This window comes from Streptomyces massasporeus, assembly GCF_014648995.1.
GTDB lineage: Bacteria > Actinomycetota > Actinomycetes > Streptomycetales > Streptomycetaceae > Streptomyces > Streptomyces massasporeus.
This window is the reverse complement of the sequence record NZ_BMSE01000019.1, coordinates 90,613-109,549: the sequence shown is the minus strand read 5'-3', so window position 1 is coordinate 109,549 and position 18,937 is coordinate 90,613. Positions and strand designations below refer to the sequence as shown.

Genomic DNA, 18,937 nt, shown 5'->3' with positions numbered 1-18,937 from the left:
TCACCACCCGGTGAGCAGCAGATGGTTGAGGAGCAGCGCGAGCACCGCCTGGGCGATGAGCCAGGAGCGGGGCCGGGTGAGGAACGCGCAGGCCGGGAGCAGCCACACCACGAAGGGGAGCCAGATGCGTTCCGTCTCCGCCTTGCTCATGCCGGACAGGTCGGCGACCAGCAGGGCCAGGAGCGCGGTGGACACGAGGAACGCGAGGCGGACGCCCGCCCGGGGCGCGGTGCGGCGTCGGACCAGTACGGCCCCTGTCCGCCGCAGCCCCGCCGCCGTCGCCAGTCCCATGATGAGCACCGTGCAGGCCAGGTTGGCCCACACCCAGTAACCGTAGGGGCGGATGCCGCCCGCGCCCTGGGCGTAGCGCGTGACCAGCAGACGGTAGGCCTCCCACCAGTCGAAGCCCGCGAGGGTGAACACCGCGGGGACCACGGCCAGTCCGGCGAGCAGCGGCACCAGCAGGGCCGGGCGCTCCCGGACCCCGTGACGGCCGAGCACCAGGACCGCCGCCGCGATCAGTGCGACGAGGGTCAGGCCGTACGACAGGTAGCAGGTCAGGCCGAACAGCAGCCCGGACGCGCCCGCCCACCCCGGGGATCTCCGGGTGACCGCCAGGGCGAGCAGCGCCACCGCCCACGCCGCCACCGCCGCGAAGTACGCGTCCGCCGAGGTGCCCAACCACACGGCCGCCGGGGCCAGGACCAGGAAGGGGGCCGCCCGGCGGGCCAGTGCCTCGTCGGACAGGGCGCGGATCGTGATCAGCACGGCCATACAGGCCGTCGCGCCGACGGTGACGCACCACATCCCGGCCCAGCCCCCGCCCCGCAGCCCGATCCGGTCGAGCAGCACGAAGGTGAGGGGGGCGGCGGACGGATGCCCGGCGATGTGGGCGGGCCAGTTGTCGGGCGAGTCCAGCAGGATGTGCCCCGTGAAGTCCCGCAGCGCCGCCGGGATGTCGTGGAAGCGGTCGATGACCTGGAGGTACTCGTAGCGGGTGGTGAGCCTGCGCGCGATGCCCCGGTCCCAGCCGTCGATCAGCGCGAGGGAGAGGATCCACGCCGTCGAGGCACCCCAGGTCACCGGCAGCAGGGCCCGCCAGGGCAGGCGGGCCGCGAGGGCGGGGCCGTAGGCCACCCCGGCGACCGCCACGAGCACGGCCGCCGGGGTGCCGGGGCCCACGTGGGGCCCCCAGGAGGCGAGCAGCGGGGGCCAGTCGACGAACAGCGTCCCGCGGGTGTCCTCGATGTGGCGGCCGACCACCACGGCCACCGTCACGAGCACCGCGGCGGCCCCGGCGGCGTACAGGTCACGGCGCAGACGGCCGGGAGGCTCGGACCCGCGGGTCCGAGCAGGGGAGGGCAGGGTGCGGATCACACCGGCACGCTAGGCCGCACGGCCGGTCACGAGCCGCCGACCGGGCCCGATGTCCGCGTTTCGTCATGGGTCGCGCACCCTTTCGCGGGGCTCTCGCGGCCTACCGTCGGCTCATGCGAGACGATCCACGCGATCCGCGGCTTCCCACGTCCCCCGGCTTCTGGCGCAGCCCGCTGCGCGGCCCCTGGTTCACCTCGGTGCTGGGCCTCGTCCTCCTGGCCGGCATCACGGTGCTGTTCGTCACGGGACTTCTCTCGTACGCCGCCTACAACCCGAACCTCTCGCCGGTCAACGACAAGACTCCGGACAAGGGGATCCTCGGCTTCTACCTCTTCGCCTGGCCGACCGACCCGCACTGGCTGTACCGGCTGAACCAGGGCGTCCACGTCACCCTCGGCATCACCCTGATCCCCGTCCTGCTCGCCAAGCTGTGGTCCGTCGTGCCGAGGCTGTTCACCCTGCCGCCGGCCCGCTCGCTCGCGCACGCCCTGGAGCGGGTCTCACTGCTGCTGCTGGTCGGCGGCGGACTGTTCGAGTTCGTCACCGGCGTCCTCAACGTCCAGCTCGACTACGTCTTCCCCGGCTCGTTCTACCCCCTGCACTTCTACGGCGCCTGGGTGTTCTTCGCGGCCTTCGTGGCCCACGCGCTGCTGAAGACGCCCACGGCACTGCGCAATCTGCGGCGGCTGCGCGAGGAGAAGGACGACCTGGTCTCCCCACGCCCCGCCGAGCCGACCGTCTCCCGGCGGGGCGCCCTGTGGTTCGTCGGGGGCGGCTCGCTGCTGCTGTTCGCCACGACCGTGGGGCAGAACCTCGGCGGCCCGCTGCGGCGCACCGCCCTCCTCGCCCCGCACGGCGGCGGGGATCCCGGCAGCGGCCCGAACGGCTTCCAGATCAACAAGACCGCCGCGTACGCCGGGATCGGCACGGCGGAAACAGCCGAGGACGCCTGGCGGCTCGTCGTGACGGGGCGTACGGGCACGGTCCGTCTCAGCCGCGCCCAGCTCGCCGAACTGCCCTTGTACAGCTCGGCGTTGCCCATCGCCTGCGTGGAGGGCTGGTCCACCCCGGACCAGTGGTGGCGCGGGGTGCGGCTGCGCGACCTCGCGGCCCTCGTCGGGTACGAGGACGACCCGCCGGACGTGTTCGTCGAGTCCCTCCAGCGCCACGGCGCCTTCCGGAAGGCCGCCCTGCGCGCCAACCAGGTGGCCGACCCGCGCTCCCTGCTCGCCCTGTCCGTCAACGGCGAGGAACTGTCCCCCGACCACGGCCACCCGGCCCGGATCATCGTGCCCGCGGCCCCCGGTGTGCTGAACACCAAATGGGTGGCCCGGATGACGTTCGGAGACCTGTGATGCGAGGACGCCTCGCCGTCGGCAGCCCCCTGCACATCCTGCTGCTGTCCTGCTCGTTCGCCCTCGCGGTCTACGCGGGGGTGCGCCTGCTCGCCGGCGACTGGCTCGGCGTGGCGCTGTGGGTCGTGGGCGCCGCGCTGCTGCACGACCTGGTGCTGCTGCCGCTGTACGCGGCGGCGGACCGGGCGGTCGTAGGGGGGCTCGGCCGGGTCCGCCGCCGGGAGTGGACGATGTACGTGCGGGTGCCGGCGGCCCTCTCCGGGCTGCTCCTCCTCGTGTGGTTCCCGCTGATCAGCGGAAGGGTGGAGGAGCGCTACCGCTCCGGGACCGGCCTGCCGCCGGAGGTGTTCCTCACGCGCTGGCTGCTGATCACCGCGGTCCTCTTCGCAGGCTCGGCGCTGCTGCTGACGCTGCGGCTGCGCAGCGCGGCGAAGCGCCGTCCGCCGGCCGTCCACTGACCGTCCCGCTCCCAGTGGTTCCGCGCGTACCGGAGCAGCGCGCGGGTGCCGAGCCGGGCCCAGGGGAAAGGGGCGCCCGAGGTGGCGTGGGCGTCGGTGATGTGGACGCGCACCCGTTCGTCGACGTCCGCGGGGGTGGTCTCGGCGATCAGCAGACCGCCGGGGCGCAGGAGCCCGGCGACCCGTTCCAGCAGGGCGCTCGGGTCGCCCCCGATGCCGATGTTGCCGTCCATGAGCAGAACGGTGTCCCAGCGGCCCTCGCCGGGCAGTCGCTCGAACACCGACCGCCGCAGCGCCTGGCCCCCGAGCCGGACGGTGTGCTCCACCGCGGCCTCGCTGACGTCGATGCCGAGGGCGGCCCGCCCCCGGACGGCCAGTTCGGCCACGAGCCGCCCGGGCCCGCACCCCACGTCCAGCACGGCCCCCTCGCACCGGTCCAGCACGTCCCGGTCGACGGGGTCGGCCCGGGCGCACCAGCGCTCCACCTCCAGCGGCAGCAGCCAGCCGTCGGTGCGCCGCAGGAACAGGGGGCCGCGGCCGGCGCGCAGAGCGGCGTCGTAGGGGTCGGCGGCGGCCCAGGCCAGGGCGGTGGCGGGCGGGGCGCTCATCGAGGGCCGACCGGAGGCGACACCGGCTCGGCGACCGGCTCCGCAGCCGGGGAACAGCGGGCCAGCCGGGCCGCGAAGCGACCTCGCGGGGCGAGCGCGGCGACCGCGTGGGCGTCGGGGGCGGTGTCGACGTCCCGCAGCGTCGGCAGGTCGCGCACGCGCAGCCCCGCGGCGACCAGCCGCTCCCGCTGCACGGCGCCCGTCACCGGCGTCGACATGGGCACACCCCGCAGCAGGGCGGGGTCCGGGCAGGCCAGGCCGAGGGCCCAGAAGCCGCCGTCCTCCGCCGGGCCGAACCAGGCGTCGCAGTCGGCGAAGTCGACGGTGAGCAGTCCGGGGGTCACCTGCGGGGTGTCCATGCCGATGAGCAGGGCCGGACCGGCGCAGCGCGCGAACGCGTGCGCCAGCCGCTCGTCCAGACCGCCCGCGCACTGGGCCACGACGTCGAAGCCGGGCGGCAGCCAGGGGCCGGGGGCACCGTCGAGCACGAGGACGCGCCGGGTGGCGGGGGTGGCCGCCACGGCGTGCAGCGTGTCCGCGAGGGCCGCTTCCGCCAGTTCGGCCGCCTGTCCGGGCGTGAAGGGTGGCGTGAGCCGCGTCTTCACCCGTCCCGGCCGCGGCTCCTTGGCGATGACGAGGAGCGTGGTCAACGGACGGTTCCCCCTTCGGGCTCGGGCGTTTCGGCCAGCACACGGCTCATGTCCCGAACGGCCTGCCAGGTACCGCGCCAGGTGCCCGTCACCTTCGAGGCCCCGGTGCGCGGCAGATACGGCACGTCGTGCTCGGCGATCCGCCAGCCCGCGTCGGCCGCGCGGACGACCATCTGGAGCGGATAGCCGCTGCGCCGGTCGCTCAGGCCGAGGCCGAGCAGCGGCTCCCGGCGGGCGGCGCGCAGGGGACCGAGATCGTGCAGACGCAGCCCGGTGCGGCGGCGCAGCATCCTCGCGAGTGCGAGGTTCCCGGCCCGGGCATGCGGCGGCCACGCGCCCCGCCCCTGCGGACGCCGCCGCCCGAGCACCAGGTCGGCCGCGCCCGCGCGCACCTCGCGCACGAAGGGGGCCAGGAGCCCCGGGTCGAGGGAGGCGTCGCAGTCGCAGAAACACACCACCTCGGCGGTGGCGGCCGTCAGCCCGGCATGGCAGGCCGCGCCGAAGCCCCGCCGCGGCTCGTGCACCACGGTCGCGCCCCACGCGCGGGCGACCCCGGCCGAACCATCAGTGGAACCGTTGTCGACGACGAGTGCGCGCCAGCCCGGCGGAATCCGTTCGAGCACCCAGGGAAGGGCCTCGGCCTCGTTCAGACAGGGCAGCACCACGTCGACGTCGGAGGGTGTCGTCGTCACGGTTTCACCCTACGAACGCGAACCGGGCAAACCGGACCACCGCTCCTTACGAAACGCGGACGTCGAGGCCGCAGCGGTGCCCGCACCCCCCGGCGGTGGCGGCGCGGTGCCAGGCTGGAGGCATGCACCAACAGCCGTACGAACTCCCCGGGACCGCGGACGGGTGCCGCAGGATCCTGGTCGTCGACGACGATCCGACCGTCGCCGAGGTCGTCGCCGGATATCTGGATCGCGCCGGTTACGCCGTGGACCGCGCCGACGACGGCCCGACCGCCCTCGCCCGCGCCGCCGCGCACCGGCCGGACCTGGTCGTGCTCGATCTGATGCTGCCCGGCATGGACGGTCTGGAGGTGTGCCGGAGGATCCGCGGCCGAGGCCCCGTGCCCATCATCATGCTGACCGCCCGAGGCGACGAGGACGACCGCATCCTGGGCCTGGAGGTCGGCGCCGACGACTACGTCACCAAGCCCTTCAGCCCCCGCGAGCTCGTCCTGCGCGTCGAGTCGGTGCTGCGCCGCAGCCGCCCCGCCGTCACGGGGAACCGCTTGGGGGCGGCCGGTCTGACGGTCGAACCGGCGGCCCGCAGGGCCACCAAGAACGGCGTCGAACTCGCCCTCACCCTCCGGGAGTTCGACCTGCTCTCCTTCTTCCTGCGGCACCCGGGGCGGGCCTTCGGGCGCGAGGACCTGATGCGCGAGGTCTGGGGATGGGACTTCGGCGACCTGTCGACCGTCACGGTCCACGTCCGCCGCCTGCGCGGCAAGGTCGAGGACGACCCCGGCCGGCCCCGCCTGATCCAGACCGTCTGGGGCGTGGGCTACCGCTTCGAACCCGGTGGACCCGGTGATCCCGGTGAAGGGGCCGACTGACCGTGCGCGACAACCTCCTCATCGCCCTGTACGCCTTCGCCGGTGCCGCCGCGACGGGACTGGCCGGAGCGGGTGCACTGCGCCTGATCCGCCGCCGCTCGCTGACCGTCTCGCTCGCGGTGGTGGCGGCGGTGGGCGTCGTCGCGATGCTCGCGGGCACACTCATCGTCGCCTGGGCGATGTTCCTGTCGCCGCACGACCTGACGGTCGTCACGACCGTCGTCGCCATGGCGGCCGTCGTCTCCCTGGCCACCGCGCTGTTGCTGGGCCGCTGGGTCGTGGCCCGCAGCCGTGAACTCGCCGCGGCCGCACGCTCCTTCGGCGACGGCGGGAACTTCGCCGCGCCCGGCGGTCCCGCCACGGCCGAACTCGCCGCGGTGAGCCGCGAGCTGGCCGCCACCAGCGCCAGGCTCGCCGAGTCCCGGGAACGGGAACGCGCCCTGGAGACCTCCCGTCGTGAACTCGTCGCCTGGATCTCCCACGACCTGCGGACCCCGCTGGCCGGTCTGCGCGCCATGTCGGAGGCCCTGGAGGACGGCGTCGCCGCCGACCCGAACCGCTATCTCCGGCAGATGCGGACCGAGGTCGAACGCCTCAACGGCATGGTCGGCGACCTCTTCGAACTCTCCCGCATCCACGCCGGGACCCTGGCCCTGACGCCCACCCGGATCTCCCTGTACGACCTGGTCGGCGACGCGCTCGCCGGGGCCGACCCGCTCGCCCGCGAGCAGGGGGTGCGGCTGGTGGGCGGTCGCATCGAGCCGGTGCCGGTGGAGGTGGACGGCAAGGAGATGAGCCGGGTGCTGGGCAACCTGCTGGTCAACGCGATCCGCCGGACCCCGGCCGACGGCACGGTCGCGATCGCCGCCGAGCGTTCTCCCGAGGGCGTCGTGCTGTCGGTGACGGACGGCTGCGGTGGCATCCCGGAGGAGGACCTCCCACGCGTCTTCGACACCGGCTGGCGCGGCACGCACGCCCGGACGCCCCCGGCGGGCGCGGGCCTGGGCCTCGCCATCGTCCGCGGCATCGTGGAGGCCCACCAGGGCCGGACCGGCGTACGCAACATCCCCGGGGGCTGCCGCTTCGAGGTGGTACTGCCGGCGGCGGCGTCGTGAGGACGAGCTGAGTTCGCGCCTCATCCGTTGCGGCGTGCGTGCGCCGGCGAGCCCAGCGCTCCGGCTTCGCGGCGGGCCCGCTGCCACGCGCTGACGCCCGCCGGCACTTCGGCCTCGCGGCGGACGCGGGCGCCTGGAGCCTTTCGGTTTCGTGCGCGACCGCTGCTGCGTGCGGGTGCTTCGGCTTCGCGGTGGAATGTCCATCGCGTGCCGGCGCACGGGAGCGCTCCGGTTTCGCGGCGGGCCCGCTGCTGCGTGCTGACGCCCGCCGGCACTTCGTCCCCGCGCCGGCACTTCGGCCTCGTGCCGGAACGCGCGGGCGCCTGGAGCCTTTCGGTTTCGTGCGCGACCGCTGCTGCGTGCGGGGGCTACGGCTTCGCGGTGGAACATCCGCCGCGTGCCTGCGCCTGGGTGCTCTGCCTGTGAGCGCTGCGGTTTCGCGGCGGCCGCCGCCGTCCGGCCGGCTACGCGCCCCGCATCCCCGCTCGTGCGAACTCCGTCATGCCCTCCTCGAAGCCGGACTCCGGCTTCCACCCCAGCTCCGCCCGCAGCCGCGACGAGTCCGCGGTGATGTGCCGTACGTCCCCGAGCCGGTACTCACCCGTGACGACCGGCTCGGGCCCGCCGTACGCGGCGGCCAGTGCCCGCGCCATCTCACCGACGGTGTGAGGGTCGCCGCTGCCGGTGTTGTACGCGGTGAGCGCACCCGGCGCGGCCCGAGCCTCCAGCGCCACGGCGTTCGCCGCCGCCACGTCCCGGACGTGCACGAAGTCCCTGCGCTGCCGCCCGTCCTCGAACACCCGCGGAGCCTCGCCCCGGGCGAGCGCCGAGCGGAAGAAGGAGGCGACACCGGCGTAGGGGGTGTCCCGGGGCATGCCGGGCCCGTACACGTTGTGGTAGCGCAGCGACACCGCCGACCCGCCGGTACAGCGGGCCCAGGAGGCGGCCAGATGCTCCTGCGCGAGCTTGGTCGTCGCGTACACGTTCCGCGGATCGGCCGGGGCGTCCTCGCGGACCAGCCCGGGGGCGAGGTCCTCCCCGCACTCCGGGCACGCGGGCTCGAACCGGCCCGCGTCGAGATCGGCCACCGCCCGCGGCCCGGGCCTCACCACCCCGTGCCGCGCACACACGTACCGCCCCTCGCCGTAGACGACCATCGACCCGGCGAGCACAAGGGTCCCCACACCCGCCTCCGCCATGGCCGCGAGCAGCACGGCCGTCCCCAGGTCGTTGTGCGAGACGTAGTCCGCCGCGTCCGCGACCCCGTCGCCGAGCCCGACCTTCGCGGCCTGGTGGCACACGGCGTCCACACCGGCCAGGGCACGGCGCAGAGCCGTGGCCTCCCGCACGTCGGACGCCGAATCCTCCCGCACGTCGAACACGACCGCCTCGTGCCCCCGCTCCCGCAGGGTGGCGACCACGTGAGACCCGATGAACCCGGCACCGCCGGTGACCAGTACGCGCATACGGGCACGCTAGGCGCGCACGGCCGCCGCCTCACGGGAACGCGGCCGTGCGTCATGACTCCGTAAGGCGGGCGCGGGTGCGCCGAACCGCAACAAACCGGGCCCGCCGCGAGACCCTGCACCCATGACAGCCCCCTCCGCACCCGATGCGGCCCCCCGCTTCGACGACCTGACCGCCCTCTACATCAACTGCACCCTCAAACCGTCCCCGCAGCGCAGCCACACCCAGGGCCTGATCGACAAGAGCCGGGCTGTCATGGAGAACGCCGGAGTGACCACGGACCTGATCCGCGCCGTCGACCACGACATCGCAACCGGCGTCTACCCGGACATGACGCAGCACGGCTTCGCCACGGACACCTGGCCGGCGCTGTACGAGAAGGTCATGGCGGCGGACATCCTGGTCCTGGCCGGCCCCATCTGGCTGGGCGACAACAGCTCCGTCACCAAACAGGTCATCGAGCGCCTCTACGCCTGCTCCTCGCTGCTCAACTCCCAGGGCCAGTACGCCTACTACGGCCGCGTCGGCGGCTGCCTCATCACCGGCAACGAGGACGGCATCAAGCACTGCGCGATGAACGTCCTCTACAGCCTCCAGCACCTCGGCTACACGATCCCGCCGCAGGCGGACGCCGGCTGGATCGGCGCGGCCGGCCCCGGGCCGTCGTACCTGGACCCCGACTCCGGCGGCCCGGAGAACGACTTCACCAACCGCAACACCAGCTTCATGACCTGGAACCTCATGCACATCGCTGCCCTGCTGAAGCGCGCCGGAGGGGTCCCTGCCCACGGCAACCAGCGCTCGCAGTGGGACGCCGGCTGCCGCCCCGGTGCGGACAACCCCGAGCACCGCTGACCGGCGGGGCGGCGCGGGGGCGCAGGTCCTCATGCGACTTCTTACGCGATGGTGACGCGAGGCCGGAACCAGTGGTCTGCCCCTTGTCCCAGCGGCCACGGTGTTCCCACCTGACGCAGGAACGGAAGGATCACCATGAACCAGGGACACCGTCGCAATCGGAAGCGGCGCAACGCGATCGTCCTGGTCGCCGGGCTGGCCGCGGGCGGGGTCGGACTCGCGCTGGTCACCATGCAGGCCGACGCGACCGACGCCCCCCGCGCCACCACCCGCGCGGCCTCACCCCTGTCCTGCCCCTCGGTGGCGGACCGCCTGCCGGACGTGCCCCGGCAGGCGCGTGCGGAGGTCGACCGCAATCTGCGACTGCTGCAGACCCAGATCACCGAGGCGGGCAACCGGCTGGCCGCCACGCGCGGCCAGGGCGGTCCGGACTTCGTGCGGAACGCCATCCTCGGCCCCCTGAAGGACAAGCGGGCCGCCACCGTCGACCGCATCGCCATCGCGATCAGCCGCACGGGCGCACCCCGGCCGCAGGGCCTGAACGGCCTGGCCGCGTGCACGTCGGCAGGCGCCGGCCAGGGGCAGAAGGGCCAGGGGCAGCAAGGTCGGCAGGGGCAACAGGGTCGGGGGCAGCAGGGTGCGAGCCCGTCCCCGACCGCCGGCAACGGCCCGGTGCCCGAGGACTTCGTGGACATCACCAAGGTCGCCCGCAACGTGCCCGCCCGGCCCCGCGACGGCCGCAACGCCTCCAAGGGCGCCTTCAAGACCCGCTGCGGTGTCAACGCGGAAGGCCGGCACAACTCAGACAACGTGATCGTCGCCCCCGGAGTGGGCAACGGGGCTCACCACACCCACGACTACGTCGGCGCCATAGGCGTCGACGCCTTCACCACCGACGACACCCTGGCCGCGGCGGACACGACGTGCAGCAACGGCGACCGGTCGACGTACTACTGGCCGGTGCTGCGCGACCGCGCGGGAGTCGAGGAGGCGGACGCGGGCAAGCCCGGCGGCGGAGCCGAGGGCAACGTGGGCAAGATCCTCACCCCCACGTCCGCGAGCCTCACCTTCGTCGGCAGCCCCCGCGGCAAGGTGGTGGCCATGCCGCGCTTCCTGCGCATCATCACCGGTGACGCGAAGGCCAACGCGAACGGCGGCGCCAACGCCAACGCGGCCTGGTCCTGCACCGGCTTCGAGAACCGCGTCCAGCTCAAGGACAAGTACCCGATCTGCCCGGCCGGCAGCGAGGTGGTCCGCACCGAGCGGTTCCAGAGCTGCTGGGACGGACGGAACACCGACAGCGCCAACCATCGCAGCCATGTCGCCTTCGCCGACGCCCGCGGCAACTGCCCGGCAGGCTTCAAGGCGGTCCCGCAACTCGTGCAGCGCCTCACCTACAGCGGCCTGGCCGGCAGCACCGCCTTCGCCGTGGACAGCTTCCCCGAGTCGCTGCACAAGCCCGTCACCGACCACGGCGACTTCATCAACGCGATACCCGAGCGACTGATGAAGAAGGCGGTCACATGCATCAACTCCGGCCGCCGCTGCGGCTGAGCAGGCGAGCGCCCGCCGTCACAGCCGCTTCTCGAACCAGTGGTGGGCGTACGGCCCGTCGTTTGAAGGCGGGGACCTCGGTGTACCCGCTGTCGCGGTAGAGACGAGTGGCCGCCGTCAGCGCCTTGCCGGTGTCGAGCCGCACCCGGTCGCTGCCGTGCCGGGCGGCGCGGGCCTCGAGTTCGGCGAGCAGCCGCCGGGCCAGGCCGAGCCCCCTGGACGGCGGGGAGATCCACGGCCGCTTGATCTCCGCCGGGGCCCAGGCCGGGAGCTTGAGGCCGGCGCAGCCCACCGGCTCGCCGTGCAGCCGGGCGACGAGGAACAGCCCGCGCGGTGCCCGCAGTTCGCCCGGGTCGGGCAGCAGGCTGTTCGCGGGGTCGAAGCCACTGTCGAAGAGGTCCCGCAGTTCGCCGGCGGAGGGCCGCAGGCAGTGCGCGGCGTCCGGGTGATCGGGGTCGAGTTCCTCCGGGTGGACCATCGAGGCGGTCAGCAGTCGCTCGACCTCCGCCATGGCGGAGGTCAGCCGCTCCCGCTGCCGGGCGTCGAGCGGGTCGAGGAGGGAGGCGGCGAGTGCGTCGCTACGGTCGTCGAGCAGCGCACGCTCCCGCCGCCCGGCCTCGGTCAGCCGCACGGTGCGGACCCGCCGGTGCTCGGGGTGGGGTTCGACGGTGACGAGGCCGTCCCGCTCGAGCGCCCGCAGCAGCCGGCTCACATAGCCCGAGTCGAGCCCGAGTCGAGACCGAGCCGCTCCCGTACGCCGCGGACGTCGTGCGTGCCGCCGTCACCGATCTGCCAGAGCAGCCGCGCCTGGCCGTAGGGACGCGCACCGCCCAGACAGTGGTCGTGCAGCACCCCCACCCGCTCGGCGACCGTCCGGTTGAAGCGCCGTACCTGCTTCACCTGCTCCTTCGTCCGTCTCTGACCTCAGTCAGGTAATGGTGCAGCGGTGAAGGCAGGTCAGGCCTCGGCAGGCGCGAACTCGGTCTCCTTCGCCGTGATGATCCGGGCGCCCATGTTGCGCTCCATCATCTCCAGGGCCGCGGACGCCAGGTGGGGATGGATGGAGGCGACGGCGTCCCTCGGCACCGTCACCTCCAGGTGGCGGATGTGCGCGTCCAGGGCGGAGTAGAGGACGCACTGCTCGGTGACCTGGCCGGTCATCACGACGTGTCCGACGCCCAGGCTCCACAGGAGGTAGGACAGGGGCGTCTCGAAGAACACCGAGTGGCGGGCCTTCATGACGAAGAGCGACCGGTCGTCGGGCTGGATCGGCTCGATCAGGTGGGCGTGCCGCTGGGACAGGGCCGCGTCCAGCAGCTCTCCGTGGTGCGAACGCCACAACCCGAAGTTGTCGTTCACGTAGATCACGGGAACGTCCGCTTCCCGGGCCCGGCCGAGCAGCTCCGTCAGGACCGGCACGATCTGCTCCACGGACGGCACGAGGAGCTCTGCGTCCTCGTGGTCGTACGTGTTGATCATGTCGATCACGATCAGAGCCGACCGCCTCGGGTCTGCGCCTCGTTCCATGCCCTCCCGTCCTTCCGTCCGGTGCTGTCGTTCAGGGGGTGCGGGGGCGTTCTGGTCGCGGAGGAAGTCGGAGCATCGGATCTCCCGTGTGGTGCGTGTGGTGCGGGTTCCGGGAACGTACAGCTGAGTACCCGGCGGCGCGGCGGGCGTAACAACCTGCGCGAATGTCGTCCGTCCTCGCCGCAGGGCGGGGTGAGGAAGCCAGTCTGCTCGCCGCTTTCGGTGAGGGCTCCCGGCCAGGCCGTCGGCGGGACGGCCGGGGCGGGAAGCCCGACCGTCCCCACCCGAACCCGGCACCGGACCCCCGTCAAGTCGCGGCCAGAACCTGTCCGCAAGCCCCGCTACCGTGCCTCCCATGACGAACACCAAGCGGAGCGTCACCGGCACGGCACCCCTGCTCGGCACGCGCGCCCTCAACCGCGCGACCCTCGACCGGCAGCTGCTCCTGCGCCCCGCCCGGCTCTCCGTCGCGGCAGCCGTCGAGCACCTGCTCGGCCTCCAGGCGCAGAACGTCAAGCCTCCGTACTACGCGCTCGCGGCCCGGCTCGATGGGTTCACCCCCGAGGCGCTGTCGCAACCGATGGCGGACCGCGAGGTCGTTCGGATCGTCACGATGCGCTCCACCATCCACACCCACACCGCGGACGATTGCCTCACCCTGCGGCCGCTGGTGCAGCCCGCCCGGGACCGGGAGCTGGTCACCTTCCGCGCCGGACTCGCCGGTGTCGACCTGGACCGTCTCGCCGGGCTCGCCCGTGACCTCGTCGAGGCCGAGCCCCGCACCATGAAGCAACTGCGCGAGGCCCTGCTCCAGGAGTGGCCCGACGCCGATCCGCAGGCCCTGGCCGTCGCGGCTCGCTGCCGCCTCCCGCTCGTGCAGGTGACGCCGCGCGGCCTGTGGGGGCGGAGCGGGCAGGTCAGTCTCACCACCGCCGAGCACTGGCTCGGCCGTCCCGCGGAACCTGCCCCCACGCCCGACGCCGTCGTCCTGCGCTACCTCGCCGCCTTCGGTCCGGCCTCCGTGAAGGACATGCAGGCCTGGGCGGGCATGACCCGCCTGCGCGACGCCTTCGAGCGCCTCCGGCCGCAGCTCCTGACCTTCCGGGACGAAGCCGGCGTCGAACTCTTCGACCTCCCCGACGCTCCCCGCCCCGACCCGGACACCCCGGCACCGCCGCGCTTCCTCCCCGAGTTCGACAACCTGCTGCTCTCGCACGCCGACCGCACCCGGGTTGTCCCGCCCGAGCACCGCGGCCGCTCCTGGAAGGGGAACATGGCCTATTGCACGCTCCTCGTCGACGGCTTCCTCGCGGGGCTGTGGCGACTGGAGGTGGACGCGCTCGTGATCGAACCCTTCGACCGCCTCACCCGGAGCCGGCGGGACGACGTCGCCGCCGAGGGGGAGCGGATGCTGCGTGTCATGCACCCGCGGTCGTCGTACGACATCCGGTTCGGTGCGGTACGGACCTAGTACTCCAGTCGTAGATCATGATCTCGATGGTGAGGGGCGTCGAGGCGGCAGGTGTCCAGCGTGGATCATCTCGCCCGAGATCGCCCATGCCGTCGGGGGCGTCGGCTCCTTCTCCGTCTACCCGAGTTCACCGCGACGGAAAGCGTCCCTTGTCTCGCTGAGCTTCGCGGTCGTTGCCGGGGTCCGCTCCTGTGCTTGTTCAGCGAGTCGGAGGGCATCGTCGATCTCGCTGAGCTTCCTGGAGGACAGGACGGCCGCCCGCTCTATCAGGTCGTCCCGGGACACGGTGGTCAGCCACGTGCACGGGGTGAAGCCTGGACGGGGGAACGCGAGCCGCAGCACGCCTTCGAGCGGCAGCCCTTCACCGGCGCCGACCGTCACTTCGATGCCCAGACCGCTGATGTCGAGGCCCGCCGGAGCGACGACCTGCATCACCTGGAACCCGGACGCGTCGTCTCCTGACAGCAGTACGACCAACCTTCGTTCGTCGAACTGGACCCACCAGACTTCGCCACGTTGCACAAGTCCTCCCAATACAGGACGGCAGGCAGACGCCGCGCGACCTGACGCGGTGTGGAGACGGGCGCTGCCACCGTCGATCATCGGTGTGTGAAGACAAACGATCATGCGGTGTCCGCAGGTCACAGCGTAGACCCTGCCCGCTGGCAGGAAGCGTTCGAGGGGCCGGAGCCAAGGGCCCCCGCTTCTACGACCGGGCCGTCATCGTCTGTCCACCGACTTCGCTGGTCCGTCTGGCGACGCCGCCGCCAGGCCCGATCCCGGACCGGCCACTACCGGCGTCAAGCCGCTCAAGCAAGCAGATCACGATCTACGGCTGTAGTACTGGAAGGCCGCTCCACGGCATGGAGAGGGGGCGTTGCGGGCCGCTCGTGGAGGCCCGCAACGCCCCCTGGTCTTTCACCTGAGGGTTACTCAGGAGCTAGTACCCGGTCACGAGTTGACCTGCGTGGTGACCAGGCTGGAGAAGGTGGTCAGCCGGGTGTAGACACCCGGGTAACCGGCCTGGGCGCAGCCTTCGCCCCAGGAAGTGATGCCTGCCAGGACGCCCCCGATGAGCAGGGGGCCGCCGCTGTCGCCCTGGCAGGTGTCCACGCCGCCGGAGGCCTTTCCGGCGCACACCATGTCGCTCTGCACGAAGTCGGAGCCGTAGGAGCTCGCACAACTGGAGTCGGACACGGTGGGTACGGTCGCGGTGCGCAGCTGGTTGGAGCTGCTGCCGCCCGAGGAGGTGGTGCCCCAGCCGAGGATGCGGGCCGTGGCGCCGGCCGCGTACACCGAGGTCTGGGAGGAGGAGACGTACTTCGCCGGGGTGTACGGCATCGACGTCGACAGCGTCAGCACGGCCACGTCGTCGCCGTTGGTGGCGTCGGTGTAGCTCGGGTGGATCCATATCCTGCTGACTCTGGCGACCGTGCCGTTGGTGCCGTTGAGGTAGGTGCGGCCACCGACGACGCGCACACTGCTGGTGGTCTCGCCGACCATGCAGTGCGCGGCGGTGACGACCTTCGTGGGCGAGACCAGGGTGCCGCCGCAGAACTGGTTCTGCGAGGCGTCCGTGATCTGCATGACGAACGGGTACGCGGACGTCGTGGTCGTGGTGCCGCCGACGATCGGCTGGGGCGCGGCGACGGCCGTGGGGGCGGCGAGCAGCGCGGTCGTGGCGGCTGCGGCGGTCGCCGCGGCGACGGCGGCGGCCTTCTTGGCAATGCTGAGCCCGAACATGGGTCTCCTTGGGGAGTTGCCGGTGGGGGGTCGCGCGGGTGGTGGTGCACGGGGACCCTGACGCCGTTGTTCGGATCTCCGTGTGCCCGGCGAGCGGCACGCCCCAAAGCTAGAGCCCGGACGAGGGGGCGCCCAATGAGGGAACCCCCTAAGGGAGTTGGGCAGGGATAACCCTCGGTCCGGTCGAATAAACCCAGGTGGGGTCAGGTCGTTCGGCGGCCCGCCGCCAGCCGGACGATGTCCACCCGGGAGCGGATGCCGAGCTTGCGGTAGACCCGGGTGAGGGTCGCCTCGACGGTCTTGACGCTGATGAACAGGCGCGCCGCGATCTCCCGGTTGGTCGCGCCCTCCATCACCAGCGAGGCGACCTGACGCTCCATCGCGGCGAGGCCCTCCAGCGCGTCGAGGGCGACCGCCGGCGTGGCGGCGGCCGGTTCCACCGCCGCGGGACCCGCCGTGGCGGCCGCGTCGACCTGCCGCAGCCAGGGCAGTGCGCGGCAGCGCCGGAAGAGCCGGGCGGCCTCGTCGTACGACGCCGGTCCCGGCAGGGGCCTGGCACCGGCACGCGGGGCGGCGGCGGCCTGGGCGCGCAGCCGGGCCAGCGCGAAGGCGGCCCGGGCCTCCTCCAGGCCGTACCCGAGCCGGCCGAGCCGGTCCTGCACGGACGTCAACCGGACGACGGCGGCCTCGTGTTCGCCGCGTGCCGCCCGCACCAGTGCCTCGGCCCGGTCGAGGACGGCCAGCACGCTCTGCCGGCCCAGCCGCAGCGCGTGCGCCCGGGTCGTGTCGATGACGTCCTGCGCCTCGCCCGGTTCGCCGATGCGGACCAGGGCCTCGGCGAGGTCGCCGTGCCAGCGGCCGCGCCCGGGGTCGTTGATGCCGAGGCCCTGCTCCAGCTCCCGCACCCGGCGCAGCGAACGGACGGTGGCGGCCGGGTCGCCGGCCACCAACTGGGCGTAGCCCAGTGCCGCGAGGGCCCGGGAGAGGTACATCTGGTCGCCGTCGACCTCGGCGTGGTCGGCCGCCTCGCGGGCGAGGGCCAGGGCCCGGTCGACGTCCCCGGCGGAGGCCTCCGCGAGGGAGGCGAGCATGGCCGAGGCGCCCTCGCCGATCCCGGAGTCCCGGGCCAGCCGCAGGCTCTCGCGGGCCAGGTCCAGGGCCCGGCCGCAGTGCCCGGAGCGCAGTTCCGTGTCGGCGAGGAAGCGCAGGAAGTGCACCTCGCTCTCGACCATGCCGCGCCGGCGCACCTCACGCAGCAGCGCGGTGATCGTCGCCCGCGCCTCGGGCAGCTGGTCGCTCATGATCAGCCAGCGGAACCGGGCCGACCCGGCGCCGTTGTGGTGGCAGGCCACGTAGGGGTCCTGGGGTTCCTTCAGCGCCCGCTTGACGGTCGCGGGGGCGTCCGGGTGGCCCATTAGGGTCTCGGTCGAGGCCTGGAAGGACAGTGCCATCAGCTCGGTGCGCCGGTCCCCGCCCCGGGCGGCCAGCTCCGCCGCGTGCGCGGCCTCCTGGCGGGCCTCGGCGAAGTCGCCCTCGACGACCAGGCCGCGCCAGGCCAGCTGGTAGTGGACCTGGGCGAGAAGGCGCGGGTCGTCGCCCGCGTCGGCCAGGACCTGAGGGAAGACGGCGTCGACGTCGCCGAGGGCCTGGCCGGCCGCCTCGATGACCACCATCCAGGCCCGGACCCGCTCGGTGGGCACGGTGGCACGCGTCAGGACGTCACGTGCGATGTCCCGGGCGAGATCGGCCTCGCCGGCGGTGATCGCGTCCTCCGCGGCCTGCAGACGGCGCTCGTCGGGGCCCGGGGTGCTGTCCGCCGGGGTGTGCCGGGCGGCGAGCAGCCCGAGGGAGGCGGCCACGGAGGGTGCCCCGCGGTCCCGGGCCAGCGCACCGGCCTCGGCGAGCCGGGCCGCCACGTCCGGGTCGGTGCCGGTGGTGGCCAGGGCCAGGTGCCGGGCCCGCTCGATCGGGTCGGAGGCCGCTGTGGACAGCGCGGCGTGCACGGCCCGCCGCTCCTGTGCCGGGGCCTCCGCGTACAGGGCCGCCGAGATCAGCGGGTGCGCGAACCGCAGGGCCGGCGCCTCGGGGTCCGTGGCCAGCAGGCCCAGCGCCGCCGCCTGGGCCGTCTCGGCCTCGGCGTGCTCCCGCCCGGCCGCGTGCAGCAGGGCCAGCGTGGGGCGAGCACCGGCACTGGCGACGAGGAGGGTGCGGCGCGCCTCGTCGGACAGCATCTCCAGCCGGCTCAGCACCAGGGCCCGCAGCGAGGTGGGCACGGGCAGCGGCTCGCCCGGCCGGGGCCGGGCCGGGCTCTCGGCCAGGGCCCGGCCCAGCTCCAGCGCGAAGAGCGGGTTGCCGCCGCTGGTGCGGTGGATGTCGCGGACCGTGGAGCGGGACAGGGGCGTGTAGCCGCGGTGGTCGAGCAGCGCGGAGACCTGCGTACGGGTCAGCGGGCCCAGCCGGACGGCGAGCGTGTCGGGCGGGGACGCGGGCAGGTGCCGGTCGTACTCCTGGCCCTCGGTCCGCACCGCGCACAGCATCTGCACGGGCGTGTCACCCAGTCGGCGGGCCGCGAAACCGAGCAGTTCCGCACTGGCGGCGTCCAGCCACTGGAGGTCGTCGGCGACCACCAGCACCGGCCCCTTCGCCGCGAGGACGCGCAGCGCCGACAGCACCGCCAGGCGCAGCGCGAGCCCGTCGCGCTGGAGGGTGGACTCGCCGCGGCCGGTGAGCGCCGACTCCAGGGCGGTGCGCTGGGCGCCGGGCAGCGCACCGGACACGTCGTCCAGGACCAGACCGAACAGGTCGGCCAGCGCCAGGAAGGGCAGGTGCGATTCGGACTCGGTCGCCGAGCAGCGCAACACCGTCCGGTCCGCGCCCCCGTAATCCGCGGCCAGCGCCCGCAGCACCGTCGACTTTCCAATTCCGGCGGGGCCGTGGAGCAGCACACTGCCCCCTCGGCCGAGCTGCTCACGCGCCGACGTGAACAGGTCCTCCCGGCCGATGACCAGGTCGGGGCGGCTCCTGGGAGGCTCCTGGAAGTCCCGTCGAACGGTCACCGCTCCCCTCCCTGTGTCGTGTCCTGGCCAATATTAGGCAACAGTTCTTTGAATTTCGGAGGGACGGGGTCGTGAGGGAAATAACAACGCGTACCGGCGGACGAATTCATCGGACTCCCGAATGCGGCGGAACACCAGGC

The 18,937-nt window shown here is 73.4% G+C and carries 15 protein-coding genes and 1 pseudogene; 6 read left to right on the top strand and 10 right to left on the bottom strand.

Annotated elements, in window-relative coordinates; all coding sequences use genetic code 11:
- Window positions 1-1,374: a hypothetical protein gene (locus IE153_RS32480; protein WP_229829285.1), complete on the bottom strand. Its 1,374-nt coding sequence runs from the start codon at window positions 1,372-1,374 to the stop codon at window positions 1-3.
- Window positions 1,375-1,490: 116 nt separating this feature from the next.
- Here IE153_RS32480 and IE153_RS32475 point away from each other — a divergent pair, with 116 nt between their 5' ends.
- The gene (locus IE153_RS32475; RefSeq protein WP_189593309.1) at window positions 1,491-2,732 is read left to right on the top strand and encodes a molybdopterin-dependent oxidoreductase; all 1,242 of its coding nucleotides are present in this window, start codon (window positions 1,491-1,493) and stop codon (window positions 2,730-2,732) included.
- A 313-nt stretch (window positions 2,733-3,045) separates the two neighbouring features.
- On the opposite strand, the gene IE153_RS32470 is transcribed toward IE153_RS32475, so the two are convergent.
- The 3 genes from IE153_RS32470 to IE153_RS32460 are packed head-to-tail and all read right to left on the bottom strand — an operon-like array spanning window position 3,046 to window position 5,140.
- A complete protein-coding gene (locus IE153_RS32470) occupies window positions 3,046-3,798 on the bottom strand; it encodes a class I SAM-dependent methyltransferase (RefSeq protein ID WP_189593308.1) in 753 nt (250 codons plus the stop codon).
- The gene (locus IE153_RS32465; RefSeq protein ID WP_189593307.1) at window positions 3,795-4,448 is read right to left on the bottom strand and encodes a TIGR04282 family arsenosugar biosynthesis glycosyltransferase; all 654 of its coding nucleotides are present in this window, start codon (window positions 4,446-4,448) and stop codon (window positions 3,795-3,797) included. Before IE153_RS32465 ends, IE153_RS32470 begins: the two co-directional genes overlap by 4 nt.
- On the bottom strand, window positions 4,445-5,140 hold the full coding sequence (locus tag IE153_RS32460) for a glycosyltransferase family 2 protein (protein WP_189593306.1): 696 nt from the start codon (window positions 5,138-5,140) through the stop codon (window positions 4,445-4,447). The genes IE153_RS32465 and IE153_RS32460 overlap by 4 nt, the downstream gene beginning before the upstream one ends.
- Window positions 5,141-5,262: 122 nt before the next feature.
- Here IE153_RS32460 and IE153_RS32455 point away from each other — a divergent pair, with 122 nt between their 5' ends.
- Window positions 5,263-6,009 (top strand): response regulator transcription factor, encoded by a 747-nt coding sequence (locus tag IE153_RS32455; protein ID WP_189593305.1) that lies wholly within the window; start codon window positions 5,263-5,265, stop codon window positions 6,007-6,009.
- A 2-nt stretch (window positions 6,010-6,011) separates the two neighbouring features.
- Complete coding sequence (locus IE153_RS32450) at window positions 6,012-7,124, top strand: sensor histidine kinase (RefSeq protein ID WP_189593304.1); 1,113 nt, start codon at window positions 6,012-6,014, stop codon at window positions 7,122-7,124.
- 464 nt (window positions 7,125-7,588) lie between these two features.
- Here the strand turns inward: IE153_RS32450 and IE153_RS32445 are convergent, their stop codons facing one another.
- On the bottom strand, window positions 7,589-8,590 hold the full coding sequence (locus IE153_RS32445) for an NAD-dependent epimerase/dehydratase family protein (RefSeq protein WP_189593303.1): 1,002 nt from the start codon (window positions 8,588-8,590) through the stop codon (window positions 7,589-7,591).
- A 124-nt stretch (window positions 8,591-8,714) separates the two neighbouring features.
- Here IE153_RS32445 and IE153_RS32440 point away from each other — a divergent pair, with 124 nt between their 5' ends.
- Complete coding sequence (locus IE153_RS32440; protein WP_189593302.1) at window positions 8,715-9,446, top strand: flavodoxin family protein; 732 nt, start codon at window positions 8,715-8,717, stop codon at window positions 9,444-9,446.
- Window positions 9,447-9,581: 135 nt separating this feature from the next.
- On the top strand, window positions 9,582-11,000 hold the full coding sequence (locus tag IE153_RS32435) for a DUF1996 domain-containing protein (protein WP_189593301.1): 1,419 nt from the start codon (window positions 9,582-9,584) through the stop codon (window positions 10,998-11,000).
- Window positions 11,001-11,018: 18 nt separating this feature from the next.
- Here IE153_RS32435 and IE153_RS32430 read toward each other — a convergent pair.
- Window positions 11,019-11,900, bottom strand: a pseudogene (locus IE153_RS32430) (bifunctional helix-turn-helix transcriptional regulator/GNAT family N-acetyltransferase).
- A gap of 57 nt (window positions 11,901-11,957) precedes the next feature.
- A complete protein-coding gene (locus tag IE153_RS32425; protein WP_189593300.1) occupies window positions 11,958-12,527 on the bottom strand; it encodes a cysteine hydrolase family protein in 570 nt (189 codons plus the stop codon).
- Between the two features lie 355 nt (window positions 12,528-12,882).
- Here IE153_RS32425 and IE153_RS32420 point away from each other — a divergent pair, with 355 nt between their 5' ends.
- Window positions 12,883-13,998, top strand: a complete 1,116-nt coding sequence (locus IE153_RS32420) for a winged helix DNA-binding domain-containing protein (protein ID WP_189593299.1) — start codon at window positions 12,883-12,885, stop codon at window positions 13,996-13,998.
- A 117-nt stretch (window positions 13,999-14,115) separates the two neighbouring features.
- On the opposite strand, the gene IE153_RS32415 is transcribed toward IE153_RS32420, so the two are convergent.
- From IE153_RS32415 to IE153_RS32405, 3 genes are all read right to left on the bottom strand, one after another.
- The gene (locus IE153_RS32415) at window positions 14,116-14,520 is read right to left on the bottom strand and encodes a type II toxin-antitoxin system PemK/MazF family toxin (protein ID WP_189593347.1); all 405 of its coding nucleotides are present in this window, start codon (window positions 14,518-14,520) and stop codon (window positions 14,116-14,118) included.
- Window positions 14,521-14,949: 429 nt separating this feature from the next.
- Entirely contained in the window at window positions 14,950-15,741 is a 792-nt protein-coding gene (locus tag IE153_RS32410) for a S1 family peptidase (RefSeq protein WP_189593298.1), read from the bottom strand.
- Between the two features lie 203 nt (window positions 15,742-15,944).
- Window positions 15,945-18,797, bottom strand: a complete 2,853-nt coding sequence (locus tag IE153_RS32405) for a helix-turn-helix transcriptional regulator (protein WP_189593297.1) — start codon at window positions 18,795-18,797, stop codon at window positions 15,945-15,947.
- Between the last annotated feature and the right edge of the window lie 140 nt (window positions 18,798-18,937).

Coding starts and splice junctions, on each gene's coding strand:
- IE153_RS32475 (WP_189593309.1), top strand. CDS start 1,491: ATGCGAGACGATCCACGCGATCCGCGGCTTCCCACGTCCCCCGGCTTC.
- IE153_RS32470 (WP_189593308.1), bottom strand. CDS start 3,798: ATGAGCGCCCCGCCCGCCACCGCCCTGGCCTGGGCCGCCGCCGACCCC.
- IE153_RS32455 (WP_189593305.1), top strand. CDS start 5,263: ATGCACCAACAGCCGTACGAACTCCCCGGGACCGCGGACGGGTGCCGC.
- IE153_RS32445 (WP_189593303.1), bottom strand. CDS start 8,590: ATGCGCGTACTGGTCACCGGCGGTGCCGGGTTCATCGGGTCTCACGTG.
- IE153_RS32440 (WP_189593302.1), top strand. CDS start 8,715: ATGACAGCCCCCTCCGCACCCGATGCGGCCCCCCGCTTCGACGACCTG.
- IE153_RS32435 (WP_189593301.1), top strand. CDS start 9,582: ATGAACCAGGGACACCGTCGCAATCGGAAGCGGCGCAACGCGATCGTC.
- IE153_RS32425 (WP_189593300.1), bottom strand. CDS start 12,527: ATGGAACGAGGCGCAGACCCGAGGCGGTCGGCTCTGATCGTGATCGAC.
- IE153_RS32420 (WP_189593299.1), top strand. CDS start 12,883: ATGACGAACACCAAGCGGAGCGTCACCGGCACGGCACCCCTGCTCGGC.
- IE153_RS32410 (WP_189593298.1), bottom strand. CDS start 15,741: ATGTTCGGGCTCAGCATTGCCAAGAAGGCCGCCGCCGTCGCCGCGGCG.